At 41.6% G+C, this 13,278-nt stretch carries 13 protein-coding genes; all 13 read left to right on the top strand.

The window, feature by feature from the left end:
• A partial coding sequence (locus VN379_RS05805; protein WP_325531756.1) for an LPS-assembly protein LptD occupies positions 1-1,349 on the top strand: 1,349 nt, incomplete at its 5' end.
• Between the two features lie 37 nt (positions 1,350-1,386).
• Positions 1,387-2,388 (top strand): bifunctional heptose 7-phosphate kinase/heptose 1-phosphate adenyltransferase, encoded by a 1,002-nt coding sequence (locus VN379_RS05800; protein ID WP_325531754.1) that lies wholly within the window; start codon positions 1,387-1,389, stop codon positions 2,386-2,388.
• Positions 2,385-2,861, top strand: a complete 477-nt coding sequence (gene rfaE2, locus VN379_RS05795) for a D-glycero-beta-D-manno-heptose 1-phosphate adenylyltransferase (RefSeq protein ID WP_325531752.1) — start codon at positions 2,385-2,387, stop codon at positions 2,859-2,861. Before VN379_RS05800 ends, rfaE2 begins: the two co-directional genes overlap by 4 nt.
• Before the next feature lie 34 nt (positions 2,862-2,895).
• The gene (locus VN379_RS05790; RefSeq protein ID WP_325531750.1) at positions 2,896-3,924 is read left to right on the top strand and encodes a glycosyltransferase family 9 protein; all 1,029 of its coding nucleotides are present in this window, start codon (positions 2,896-2,898) and stop codon (positions 3,922-3,924) included.
• A gap of 328 nt (positions 3,925-4,252) precedes the next feature.
• Positions 4,253-5,194: a hypothetical protein gene (locus tag VN379_RS05785; protein WP_325531748.1), complete on the top strand. Its 942-nt coding sequence runs from the start codon at positions 4,253-4,255 to the stop codon at positions 5,192-5,194.
• Positions 5,195-5,389: 195 nt separating this feature from the next.
• A complete protein-coding gene (locus tag VN379_RS05780; RefSeq protein WP_325531746.1) occupies positions 5,390-6,544 on the top strand; it encodes a glycosyltransferase family 4 protein in 1,155 nt (384 codons plus the stop codon).
• Positions 6,545-6,601: 57 nt separating this feature from the next.
• Positions 6,602-7,375, top strand: a complete 774-nt coding sequence (gene rfbF, locus VN379_RS05775) for a glucose-1-phosphate cytidylyltransferase (RefSeq protein WP_325531744.1) — start codon at positions 6,602-6,604, stop codon at positions 7,373-7,375.
• A 12-nt stretch (positions 7,376-7,387) separates the two neighbouring features.
• Positions 7,388-8,455: a CDP-glucose 4,6-dehydratase gene (gene rfbG, locus VN379_RS05770; protein ID WP_325531741.1), complete on the top strand. Its 1,068-nt coding sequence runs from the start codon at positions 7,388-7,390 to the stop codon at positions 8,453-8,455.
• 5 nt (positions 8,456-8,460) lie between these two features.
• Positions 8,461-9,822 (top strand): lipopolysaccharide biosynthesis protein RfbH, encoded by a 1,362-nt coding sequence (gene rfbH / locus VN379_RS05765; RefSeq protein ID WP_325531740.1) that lies wholly within the window; start codon positions 8,461-8,463, stop codon positions 9,820-9,822.
• Positions 9,822-10,376, top strand: coding sequence for a dTDP-4-dehydrorhamnose 3,5-epimerase (rfbC, locus tag VN379_RS05760; protein WP_325531738.1), 555 nt, complete (start codon positions 9,822-9,824; stop codon positions 10,374-10,376). The genes rfbH and rfbC overlap by 1 nt, the downstream gene beginning before the upstream one ends.
• Positions 10,373-11,281, top strand: coding sequence for an NAD(P)-dependent oxidoreductase (locus tag VN379_RS05755; RefSeq protein ID WP_325531736.1), 909 nt, complete (start codon positions 10,373-10,375; stop codon positions 11,279-11,281). Before rfbC ends, VN379_RS05755 begins: the two co-directional genes overlap by 4 nt.
• A 21-nt stretch (positions 11,282-11,302) precedes the next feature.
• Positions 11,303-12,235, top strand: a complete 933-nt coding sequence (locus VN379_RS05750) for a glycosyltransferase family 2 protein (protein ID WP_325531734.1) — start codon at positions 11,303-11,305, stop codon at positions 12,233-12,235.
• Positions 12,236-12,275: 40 nt separating this feature from the next.
• The gene (locus VN379_RS05745) at positions 12,276-13,238 is read left to right on the top strand and encodes a glycosyltransferase family 2 protein (protein ID WP_325531732.1); all 963 of its coding nucleotides are present in this window, start codon (positions 12,276-12,278) and stop codon (positions 13,236-13,238) included.
• Positions 13,239-13,278: the final 40 nt, after the last annotated feature.

Raw genomic sequence — 13,278 nt, 5'->3', positions numbered from 1 at the left:
CAATGATCATAGTCTTTAGCGGGGCTGCTCACGGTGAGGCAAAAGATGTGAAATCCCCTAAACAAGCGGCTATTAGTCAAATTCCGATAGTAATTGAAGCCAATGAGTTGTCATTTAGTGATTTAACCGGAGATATCCTGGCGAAGGGAAATGCAGTTATTATTAATGGTGATCAGAGGCTGGAAGCAGAGCAAATTGATGGCAATACTCAGCTTAGTGAGTTATGGGTTCACGAAAAATCGCAGTTTTCTCAGCCTGACATTAAACTAAATGGGTTTAATACACGATATAACTACAAGCTTAAAACCGGCAGCATGGAGCAGGCTAAAGGGCAGTTTGAAGATAAATATATTTCCGGACAAAATATCAGTATGCTGCCTGGACAACTTACCATTAACCACGGTACAGCTACCACCTGTCCGGCCCAAGTACCTGATTATCATATTAGTGCCGATAAAATTGAGATTTGGCCTGGCGACAAAATGATTGCCTATAATGCCAAATTCTGGATTGGTAAAATGGTGATCTTTACCCTCCCTAAATATCAACAATCTCTAAAACAGAATGAAGGAGCTTCGGTATTCCCTAAATTAGGTTATGATAGCGATAACGGTATGTTTATCAAGCAACGGATTGAATATCCACTATCCGATAAAGTAGCTGCTTTTGCGAATCTTGACTACTATACCCGTGCTGATTTTAAACCCAATTTCGGAATTATTGACCGGGAAACAAACTATTCAGTTAGTATTGTCCAAGGTCATTTTGGCGATACTGACGGCAACTGGATAAAAAAGGAGCCGGAGCTCAATTTTTCCTATCCTTGGCATCGGTTAGGCAATTTGCCTGTACGCTATAGTTTAAGTGCTGCATATGGAAAATGGAGCGATTCATCAAAAACAAGCTGGCATCAAAGCTATAGCCTATATGTTAAACATGATACAATCAAGCTTGGTAGTACTGCTAATCTGAATTTTGGAACAGGCCTTCAGCATATACGCGAAAGCTATGATGATTCCAGCCAAAATGTTTGGAAGGTTGATGCCACGATTGATAAAAACTGGTCTGAGCGACTTAATACCTGGGTTGGTTATCACTATGCACAAAATAATGACACCCTGTTTGAATATGAGCAACCAGACTTAACCCGTGAATTAGCATCAGGATTTACCTATAAGATCGACAAAATGAATTCAATTGGTATCAGTCATAGCTATGATTTAGAGAACAGTAAGCTTGCTGACATCGATTATACTTGGTATCGTAACTTGCACTGTTGGGACGCTAAAGTTACCTACCGTGCTAAACGCGATCAAATAAAATTCGATATCAGTACCGTTAAATGGTGATAGGTTATCGTACCTCTGAAAGGAGTAGTTTTTACTCATGTTCCAGAATCTTTTGCAGTATATTGACAAGCTTCAAAATCAAAAAATTATGATCATCGGGGATATGGTAGCTGATGTTTATCTGGAAGGCAAGATATCACGCATCTCCCGTGAAGCACCTGTCCTGATTCTTGAGCATTCCCACGAAATTGTGGTGCCGGGCGGCGCAGCTAACGCCGTTCATAATGCAGCTGCCTTAGGTGGACAGGTTTATGCCGTTGGCGTTGTTGGCCAAGACAATGCCGGGGATCAGCTTACCCGAACCTTACAGGCCAAAAAGGTTAATACCGATGGCTTCATTATTGATAAAGCACGACCCACCATTACTAAAACCCGGATCATGGCTGGAGGACAGGCTACGGTACGCCAGCAGATAGTTAGGATTGACCGTGAAAGCAAAGATATGATCAATCCCGATATCGAAAAAGCGATTCTCAACCATATAACTGAGAACATTCATGACATGGCTGCTGTAATCATAAGTGATTACGGCAGCATGACAGTATCGCCTGCCATTCGGGAAAGGGTTATAGCGGCCTGTAACCGGGCGGGCATTCCGTCTATTGTCGACTCTCGCTACAATATTATGGCATACGAGGGTATTAAACTTGTCAAACAGAATGAATCAGAAGCAGCCGCTGCCATCGGATTAAAAACACTAAAAGACAGCCGTCAACAACAGCAGGTTGCAGAAACCATGTTGTCACGTCTCAATGCGGAAGTAATTCTAATTACACAAGGACCAGAGGGAATGACATTATATAACCGGAATGGTACGAATACTCATATTCCGGTAACTAATGTCAGTGAGGTATATGATGTTACAGGTGCCGGCGATACAGTGGTGGCTACAATGATGCTTGCTCTGACCGCCGGCGCCAACTATGTAGACGCAGCTTGCCTGGCTAATTTTGCTGCAGGTGTTGTTGTACGCAAGCCCGGAACAGCCACCACCACGCCTAAGGAACTTAAAGCGGCGATTGGAGAGTATTACTCGTGAAAATTATTGAACGCGATGAAATCGGCACCTTGGCAAAAACATTAAAAGAAGCTGGGCAGACGATTGTATTTACCAATGGTTGTTTTGACATATTACACGTCGGACATGTTCGTTATTTGGCAGGTGCTCGCGCGTTGGGTGACTGTTTAATTGTTGGCCTAAACAGTGATAATTCTGTGCGTAGCCTTAAAGGCGAGGATCGGCCGATTAATTGCCAAGGCGATAGGGCCGAAATACTTGCCGGCCTGTCTTCAGTAGATTATGTAGTTATTTTTGACGAAATTACCGCAGAAAGCGTGGTTGCCGTTGTTCAGCCTGCTATCTACGCCAAAGGCGGTGACTACACCGCTGATCAACTGCCAGAAAGCAAAGTTGTTGCCACTTACGGTGGCAAGACAACACTGGTACCGTTGGTTCCGGGGCGGTCATCCAGTAATATTATTCGGAAATTAAGTACTGGAAATAAGCAGTAAGTGTTCCACACACCGTTCTAGTGGAGGAATCCAAGTGCAATACAACAACATATTGATAGTTAAGCTCAGTGCAATAGGGGATGTAATTCATGCTTTGCCTGTAGCACCAGCTCTGAAAAAATGTTTTCCACAAGCAAAAATCAGCTGGGTTGTGGAAAAAACTGCATATGAACTATTAACAAATAACCCTTATATAGATGAGGTAATTGTTTTTGAGAAAACTAATTTTAAGACAGTGAGTGGCTTGCTTAGGCATGCTCCTAAATTTATAACTGAACTTAGATCACGCCGCTTTGACCTGGCACTTGACTTGCAAGGGCTGTTTAAAAGCAGTATAATCTCTTTTCTAAGTGGTGCGACCACTCGATTCGTTTATGAAAATGCGCGCGAAGGCAGCGGGCTTTTAAGCCGGCGAATTGTCGGTAATTATGCTGCAGGTCATGTTGTTGACCGTTATCTTGATGTTGTAAGGGCACTTGGTTGCCATATTGATCAGCCGGAGTTTCCTTTAGCTATTACTAAGGCTGAGGCCGAGCAGGCCGGGAGTCTGATAGCGCATGCTGGCCTAAAAGCTGGCATTCCTTATGTGGTGTTGGCGCTGGGGGCTAACTGGTCTAACAAAATATGGCCGGCCGAGAATTTTGCTGAACTGTGTGATCGCCTATCTGATGACGGTCAGGTTGTACCGGTTATTATTGGCGGTCCTGGCGAGATCCCGTTACTTAATAGGCTGTTGGAGCATACACGAATTCCACCCGTTAGTCTAGTTGCTAAAACTTCACTTAAGCAACTAGCTTTTATTATAAAACATGCCCAAGCCTTTATCGGTGGTGATACAGGACCGATGCATTTGGCGGCTGCGCTGGGTACACCTACAATTGCCTTGATGGGGCCTACAGACCCAATTCGCAACGGACCATATGGTGACTCCCATCAGGTTATCCTTATTAACCGGGATTGTATTGGCTGTTGGCAGCGAAAATGTTCCCAAGGGCTGGATTGCCTTGCCGATATACCTGTTCATACGGTTTATTCCAAGTTACTAGAAGTAATGAAATTGTAATCATTAACTTTATAAAATACATTGATACCTGAGGTGATTTACAATTTGCATCATCAATAAACGAATTCTGTTTATTTCTTTAAATGGACATCAACGCTGCTATTTCCGCGCTGTAGGAGATTTTCTTAAGGATACCTGTCAAATTTTTCATGTCGACTATTCGTCATCAACAATGACTGATATATTCGCTCGCTCATCCTTAGAGAACCTACCGGCTGAGCTGGGAATTACAAAACAGGATGCTGAGGAAATTATTTCATTCTTATTAATAAAAGGTGAATACCGTAAGTTTGGCTTAATCCGGCGTTATCTCCACAGTAGACAGGTGTTGGAAGCCCAGGCCTATGGAGCATTAAGATTTTTTTATAACTATATCAGGGAACATGACATTGATCTTATTTGTGTATGGAACGGAACTCTTGTTCCGTTGGCTGCAGCAGCCCGAATTGCTCAGAAACTCGGCAAGAAGACTGCTTTTTTTGAAAATGGGTATTTACCTGGTACCACCACCGTTGATCCTCAAGGCGTAAATTATGCTAATAGCCTGGTTGGAAAGCCGCGGTCATTTTATGATGATATAGAAATAGACCCGGAGCAACTTCACAGGCTTTATGAAACCCGGCCTGTTATACGCGCTCTGAAAAGCAAATGGTACCAAGGACTGCTAAAGAAAAAACATCAGGGTCAGATAGAAGAGGTTCAACTCCCGGCCAAATATTTGTTCGTACCCTTCCAAGTAAACGATGATACTCAAGTATTATTAAACTCTCCCAAAGTAAAGAGAATGTCGGAACTGCTTGATTATATTGTTCCTGCAGTTCAACAACATAATCAGGCGGTTAACGATACAATTGAGATTGTTGTGAAAGAGCATCCATCCGACTTTGGTAGAGTCAGCTACGATGATTTACGGCGGAAATATGAGAGTAAGGTTCTTTTTCTCCGCTACTTTCCTACTCCACAGCTGGTTAAATCTGCAGCAGGGATTATAACGATCAATTCTTCGGTGGGTATTGAGGCACTCGTCCAACACAAACCAATTATAACTATGGGAAACGCGTTTTATAATGTTCCCGGTCTGACAGTTCATGCCGCAGATCCTGCTAAATTATCCTCTTTATTAGCTAGTGTAAATGAGCAACCTGATAACACTCTAATTGATAAGTTCTTATATTTCCTTCGCTATCATTACCTGGTAGAGGGCAATTGGCGTCAGCCTGATCTCTGTCATCTACAAAGTGTGAAAACCAAGCTTTCTACATTTGTCTAATGGGTTTCAGCACCGGTTTTTGCGTGCTTCTCTTCCCGATAAACTAAAACCAACATAAATATATGCATTTTTCCCCTCCGACAATCTTATCTTACATATATTAACATTAAATGTTAATATATGTAAACCTGTTAGCATCAAAAAAGTGGAGAGAATCATCACATTTTAGATCAAATAAGCTAGAGGGTGAGCGTTATGGCACGGATATGTATGATTTTAAATAATTTTGAACAACCGTTTGGCGGACCGGAGCTACAAGCGCAAAAAGTTGCAGCTTTACTTATGGCGCGAGGGCATGGAGTCTTTATCATTGCGAAAGGCAGTGGCAAGGCACCTGCTCATGAAGTATTGGATAAACTACAGATTATTCGACTAAACGTAAGCGGCTTGGCATCGCTGGAGCTTTTTATGCAATTATTTAAATACAAAAATGATTATGATGTAATTCATGTCCATGGGGTTGGGAGACTAGCGTCGGTTGCCATAAATTTTGGGAAGCACTTTAACAAAAAGGTGTTTATCAAAGTTACGACAGCCGGACATGTCATTAAAAAGCCTGCTTCAAGGTTTAAAGAACTAATGCAAAAGGTTTTGCTCTTTCGTGAACGAAAGCTTAAACTGTTACAACAGGCTAACGGTGTTATCGCCATAAGCAGCGAGATTAGGCAAGAACTTGAGAATAACGGATTCTCAGAAAAAAGTATCTATGATATTCCTAATGGAGTAGATACTTCACACTTTTATCCAGCTTCACAAGAAGAGAAAGTTAGGCTTCGCAATCAGCTGGGATTACCTGTAGACAAGCAGATCTTTATTTATACGGGTAAGCTAACCAGGCGTAAAGGTATAGATACTTTAATAACTGCCTGGTGTAAATCACTAGCACAGGAAAAAGGGATGTTAGTGATGTTGGGCAGTGGGAAGGGCCAAGGAGATAGCCTGGAGACTTATATTCATACCAGAATAAAGGCGGAATCCCTGAATCATTCTGTGCTGACCCCAGGCGATGTTGATAATGTTGCCGACTACCTCAGGGCAGCGGATGTCTTTGTTTTTCCTTCGAGACGCGAGGGCTTACCTAACTCTCTCATCGAGGCCATGGCTTGTAGTCTGCTGTGTATCGCTTCTGATATTGGGGGTAATAAGGACTTAATAATCCCGGGATGCAATGGTTTTTTGCTACCGGTAGAAGATGTTGATGAATGGTCTAGGCAAATCAATAATGCGAGTGTTGCTATAGATAACAACCTAAGTGAAGCAGCGGTAAGCTTAATAAGTGATAAATATGATTTAAGAATCACCGTTAACAGGCTTGAACGACTGTTTACAGATACTTGGCTTTATAACTAGAATTGCATATTATTCTTAATTATAAATGAAATTACACTATTAATCCGGGGTGACAATGTGAAAGTAGTAATTCTTGCGGGGGGCTTTGGAACCCGTATTAGCGAAGAATCTCATCTTAAACCTAAACCTATGATAGAAATTGGGGAGAGACCAATTTTATGGCATATTATGAAACTTTACTCACATTATGGGTTTAACGATTTCGTCATCTGCCTAGGCTATAAGGGATATTGTATCAAAGAATATTTTACTCATTATTTTTTACATCAATCCGACGTTACCTTTGACTTCCGCAATTCAAATCAGCAGATCGTGCATAACCATTGTGTCGAACCATGGAAAGTCACGTTAGTAAACACCGGCGTAAATACTATGACCGGTGGCCGCGTGAAAAGAATCCAATCACATATAGGAAATGAACCATTTATGCTTACCTATGGAGATGGTGTTGGTAATGTGGATATTGCAAATTTGGTTAAATTTCATCTAAAGCATGGACAATTAGCAACAATTACCTCTGTACAACCAAAAGGAAGATTTGGTGCGCTTAGTTTGTCGGATACTAATGTTGTAGACGGATTTCAAGAAAAACCCAAAGGTGATGGCTCATGGATTAACGCCGGTTTCTTTGTATTGCAGCCGGAGGTTTTTGACTATATAGATGATGATGATACGATTTGGGAACAAGATCCTCTGGAAAAACTGGCAAGAAATAGGCAACTTATGGCTTATAAGCATGAAGGGTTCTGGCAGCCTATGGATACACTGCGGGATAAAAATGCTCTAGAAGGTTTGTGGAAAAATCAAAAAGCACCCTGGAAAGTCTGGTAATAGGAGAATACAATGGGATCATTAGTAAATCCATGCTTTTGGCGAGGCAAAAAAGTATTTATTACAGGGCATACCGGCTTTAAAGGGTCATGGTTATGTTTGTGGCTGAATCATATGGGGGCTGAGGTGACCGGATATTCTTTACAACCACCTACCAGTCCGAGCATGTTCAACGTTTGTCATGTTAACCGTATAGTTAAGTCAATTATTGCCGATATCCGTGACTATCAGCAGCTGCAAAGTTCAATGCATGCTAGTAATTGCGATATAGTCATTCATATGGCGGCTCAGCCGCTGGTACGTGATTCCTATAAAAATCCAGTGGAAACCTACGCGATAAATGTGATGGGAACCGTACATGTATTGGAAGCAGCTCGTAGTACACGTGGTATCAAAGCGATTGTAAATGTGACGACAGATAAATGCTATGAGAATAAAGAGTGGGTATGGGGTTACCGGGAAAATGAAGCACTGGGAGGGTATGACCCTTATTCGAGTAGCAAAGCCTGTTCTGAATTAGTAACCTCATCTTATCGACAATCTTTTTTTTCAGATACTTACATTGCTACGGCAAGAGCTGGAAATGTTATAGGCGGCGGTGATTGGGCACCTGACCGTCTTGTTCCTGATTGTATAAGGGCGTTTGAAACAGGAAGACCAGTTCGAATTCGGAATCCGCACTCGATTAGACCCTGGCAGCATGTATTGGAACCACTTCATGGTTACCTGGCTTTAGCTCAAGAACTTTATGAAAAGGGAGCTGAGTTTGCCAATAGTTGGAATTTTGGGCCTAATGATGATGATGCTAAACCGGTGGAGTGGATTGTGAGACAGCTCTGTCATAACTATGGGAATGAGGCAGTTTATCAAATTGACCCAGGTCCACATCCCCATGAGGCAACCTATTTACGGCTGGATTGTTCTCAAGCAAAGGCCAGGCTAGGCTGGAATCCTCAATGGAATTTGGATCAAGCTTTGGGAAAAGTAGTTGAATGGTTTAGAGCCTATTATAAAGATAATAAGGATATGAATGATGTGTGTATCCAGCAGATCAATGATTATATGAGAGAACTGAGGTGAGCTTGATGGAGAGCAAGGGCAATCCGGAAAAGGAAATGAGACAACAGGTTCTAGAGGCTGCTGTTCGTTACTATGAATATAAACACAAAAAGAATATCCCCCAAGATTTTAGCCCTGGGGATCGAATCTCCTATGGTGGTCGTGTGTTTGACGAAAAGGAGATTGTCAACCTTGTCGATTCAGCGTTGGACTTTTGGCTAACTACCGGTAGATATACTGAACAATTTGAGCAAGAGTTCGCTAAGTTTTTGGGGGTTAAACACTGTTCTTTGACAAATTCAGGGTCATCGGCCAACTTACTTGCGTTTATGGCTTTGACTTCACATAAGCTAGGGGAACGCAGGATAAAAAAAGGCGATGAGGTAATAACCGTAGCAGCCGGTTTTCCTACTACTGTTACGCCGGCGATTCAATTTGGTGCCATACCAGTTTTTGTGGACGTCACTATTCCTAGTTATAACATTGATGTTACTCAGTTAGAAGAAGCATTATCATCAAATACTAAGGCCGTAATGATTGCTCACACTCTGGGGAACCCATTTGATTTAGAATCTGTTAAAGCTTTTTGTGATGAACACAATCTCTGGTTAATCGAGGATAATTGTGATGCACTTGGAAGTAAATACTGCCACAATGGTGAGTGGCAATACTCCGGAACTATTGGTCATCTGGGTACGTCAAGTTTCTATCCGCCTCATCATATGACTATGGGGGAAGGCGGAGCGGTGTATACCAACGATACTGAGCTAAAGCGTATTGTCGAATCATTTCGCGACTGGGGGCGTGATTGCTGGTGTCCGTCAGGCAAGGATGATACCTGTAAACATCGTTTTAGCCAACAGTTTGGGACACTCCCCATCGGTTATGATCACAAATATGTATATTCTCATTTTGGTTACAATCTTAAAGTTACAGATATGCAAGCCGCTATTGGCTGCGCTCAATTGGAAAAACTCCCTGGTTTCATTAATAAGCGCCAGGAAAACTGGCAGATGCTACGCGAGGGCCTGGCTGACCTACAAGACATATTGATTCTGCCTGAACCAACACCACATTCTCTGCCAAGCTGGTTTGGCTTTTTAATCACTGTTAAGGAACAGGCAAAGTTCAATCGCAACCAAATAGTTGCTCATTTAGAGGGGAGCGGAATTCAGACCCGGATGCTGTTTGCTGGTAATCTGCTTCGACATCCCTGCTTTGATCAGCTACGCCAGAGCGGACAGGGATACCGGGTAGTCGGTTCACTGACCAACACAGATATTATTATGAACCAGACCTTCTGGATTGGTGTATATCCAGGCATGACAAACGAGATGATTCAATATATGATTGATGAGATTCACATTTTCGTTGAACAGGTGAAATAATGAATATTAAAAGCTGCAAAATACCTGGTTGCTTTGAAATTCAGCCAGATGTACACTGCGATCACCGGGGGATCTTTGTTAAAACATTTCATGAAGAAAGCTTCAGCAATTACGGACTTTCAACTTCGTTTGCAGAAGAATATTATTCTGGTTCTCACAAAAGAGTACTGCGTGGATTGCATTTCCAAATTCCACCATTCGACCATTCCAAAATGGTATACTGTGTTCAAGGAACTGTGATGGATGTTGTTATTGATTTGCGCTTAGGTTCGCCAGCCTATGGCCAATATGAGACTTTTCAATTAAGTGCGGACAAGCATAATATACTTTACATTCCTAACGGGTTGGCCCATGGATTTTATGTTCAGTCTGAATATGCCCTGATGTTATATAAGGTGACCACTGTCTATTCCCCAGAGCATGATTGTGGGATCTTGTGGAATTCAATTGGCTTTTCCTGGCCTGATGATGATCCCGTTATATCCGCTCGGGACCGCGATTTCGTTGATCTTAAGGAATTTAGATCACCATTTAGATATGAGGCTGACCGATGACGAGAACAGCGTTGATTACTGGCGGAACCGGATACATCGGACAGTGTCTGGCACGTCATCTTTCTGCTGAAAATTGGCGAGTCCATGTTGTGGTACGTGTCTCTTCGAAAGAAGAGAGTATTTGGAGTGAAACCAATACTCCAGTAATTCACCGGATAGGCGACAAATATTCAGATCTTAATGCGGTAGTAAGGCAAACAAAACCTAATGTCGTATTTCACTTAGCGTCACTTTTTTTATCTCAACACAAATCCTGCGATATTGCGCCGCTTATTGATAGCAATATTACGTTCGGTACACATTTGGTGGAGGCTATGGTGGAGAATGGTGTTAGGCTTTTGGTAAACACCGGAACATCATGGCAACATTATCTAAATCAGTCCTATAATCCTGTATGTTTATACGCTGCTACCAAACAGGCATTTGAAGCCGTTATACGTTATTATCAAGAAGCAAAAGATCTTCAGGTGATTACTTTGAAGTTATTTGATACATATGGCCCTGGAGATAGAAGACCCAAACTAATGCAGTTATTATTGAAACAAATGAAACAAAAGAGTCCATTAGATATGTCTCCGGGTGAACAGCGTATTGATATGGTATATATTGATGATGTAGTTGCCGCCTTCCGGTTAGCAGCAGAGTATCTTATAGCGGGATCAGTTGCGTTTAGCGGTGAATATGCAGTGTCTTCTGGGCAGCCCATAAAGCTAAAAGATCTGGTAGCAGTATTTGAAGCTATTAGCGGGCACGCGTTGAAGATTCAATGGGGTGGAAGGCCTTACAGAGAACGTGAAGTTATGCGAACTTGGGATATAGGTAAAACGCTGCCTGGATGGCAGCCCCAAATTCCTCTTGCCGAAGGAATCTCACGACTGATAAAGTTCGAGCAGGAAATGGGATAGAATATTGAGAAGAGGATAGATATGCTATTTACAATTGCAATTCCAACTTACAATAATCATTTGACCATTAAAAATGCGGTTAACAGTTGCATTAGGCAGGACGAAAATCTGTGCTATGAAGTATTAATCCTTGACAATCATTCACATGATGGAACTGAAAACATTTTACAGGAAATGTGTCAGGTGAAGCCAGCTAGATTGCAGGTAATACGTAATCCGAAAACAGTTACAATGTATGAAAATCATAATTTATGCCTTGAGCATGCACGAGGAGACTATATTCTATTTTGTCATGCTGATGACACTTTGTGTGAAAATGCCCTGCAAATATTACATGCGAAACTGCAACAACGCAATTTTCCACAAAAATATATAGTATGGGGCAGAAGTCTGTTTAGGGATTTTTTCAAAAACCTAAATATGGCAGGTGTTGGCTTTAATACTGTTTTGTCCGGTGAGGATGCGTATATTCCGTTCTTTTACAGTGGGCTTACTCCTTCGGGAACCTGCTATGGCAAATACGGTCTAAAAGAAGCGGGAGGATTCTTACAAACTAAGCATCGAAAAGCCACTTCTGATATGTCAACAATGATGTATTTAGCCTATTTAGAGTTCGAGTTTGAAATGCTTGATCAATTATATTTTAACCGTGAATACGCAAGTACGGCCATAAAAGGTTCTGCCGAGGAACGGGTAGCAGCATTAGCAGATGCCCTGGATGTATTAGTAGATAAAATTGGCGAGGCAGAATTTTTAAAGATATCATGTAGGGCGGCAGATATAAAATCCCGCCCACCATTAGATTTTTTAACCTATCTTGTTCGCAAAAAGTATCATTTGAGGGAAATTAAATCCCTCTTGCTAAAAAATCCAACAAGATTGCTACGGTTGTTATCCAATAAAAGCTATCGCTTGTTAGTAAAGGAGTGCTTTATTAAGTCTTCCTTTAATTAAATAAACTCCATTTCTATATTATATTGATAAGGAGTAATGTATGAGCGGACAACATCCTATAGTCAGTGTGGTCATTCCAGCCTATAATGCTGGAATGACCATTGAGAGAACGATTCAATCTGTCTTAAACCAAACATATCCGTCTTATGAGATTTTGGTTGTAGACGATGGATCCTGTGATGATACGCAAGAAAAAGTACAAAGGTATGGTGATTCAGTTCACTACATTTATCAGGCAAATGCCGGGGCAGCTGCGGCTAGAAATACCGGCGTAAACTCGGCGAAAGGTGAATGGATTGCTTTCTTGGATGCAGACGATGAATGGCACCCGCAAAAACTGGAAATACAAATGCAGTTTACTACCAGTAAGCAGGATGTTGTCCTTGTTACTAACAACCCCCTGATTGTTCGCGATGGTGAACAAAAAGATTTTAGTCCTGTAAGTGGAGAACCTACTTACTCAATCTGGCGACATGAATTATTCCTGCGGCGTAATAAGATCCATACTTCCTCAGTGTTAATCTCTAAGGCTGCATATGAGGCTGTCGGTGGCTGTGACACTGGTCTTCTAAATGCCCAAGACCGGGATTTGTGGCTCAAGCTGCTTTATATAGGGACTGGCATCTGTATTAATGAGCCATTAACTAAGTACTATCATTTAAGTACCGGTTTATCGCGTAATCTGGTACGGCGATTTCAATGTGATTTGACACTCATTGACCGGTGGGACCATCGTAAAGTTGATACGCTGGATATTAATCAACGAATTTCAGTTGAAAAATTTGTTAGAATTAAGTATGCAGTATTATTTAGCATGACTTTTAAGCTATTACGGTTTAATAAACAAGCAGATGCAAAGCAATTTTGGCACATTCTACACGACTTTCATAAAAAAGAATATCCTTATCTTCCCTGCCTGCCTTGGGGGTTATTTAGAGCCTTAGTTTATCTGGAAGCACAACGTCAGAGCTGGAAGTATGGTTCACAGGATTTGAATAACTGATAGTGACTGTACGTATCAAAAGGGACAATTATTACTATAT

This window comes from Sporomusa sp., from assembly GCF_035561255.1.
Lineage (GTDB): Bacteria > Bacillota > Negativicutes > Sporomusales > Sporomusaceae > Sporomusa.
This window is presented reverse-complemented; position numbering and strand designations above follow the sequence as displayed.

Coding starts and splice junctions, on each gene's coding strand:
- VN379_RS05755 (WP_325531736.1), top strand. CDS start 10,373: ATGACGAGAACAGCGTTGATTACTGGCGGAACCGGATACATCGGACAG.
- VN379_RS05745 (WP_325531732.1), top strand. CDS start 12,276: ATGAGCGGACAACATCCTATAGTCAGTGTGGTCATTCCAGCCTATAAT.
- VN379_RS05780 (WP_325531746.1), top strand. CDS start 5,390: ATGGCACGGATATGTATGATTTTAAATAATTTTGAACAACCGTTTGGC.
- rfbG (WP_325531741.1), top strand. CDS start 7,388: ATGGGATCATTAGTAAATCCATGCTTTTGGCGAGGCAAAAAAGTATTT.
- rfbH (WP_325531740.1), top strand. CDS start 8,461: ATGGAGAGCAAGGGCAATCCGGAAAAGGAAATGAGACAACAGGTTCTA.
- VN379_RS05750 (WP_325531734.1), top strand. CDS start 11,303: ATGCTATTTACAATTGCAATTCCAACTTACAATAATCATTTGACCATT.
- rfbC (WP_325531738.1), top strand. CDS start 9,822: ATGAATATTAAAAGCTGCAAAATACCTGGTTGCTTTGAAATTCAGCCA.
- VN379_RS05800 (WP_325531754.1), top strand. CDS start 1,387: ATGTTCCAGAATCTTTTGCAGTATATTGACAAGCTTCAAAATCAAAAA.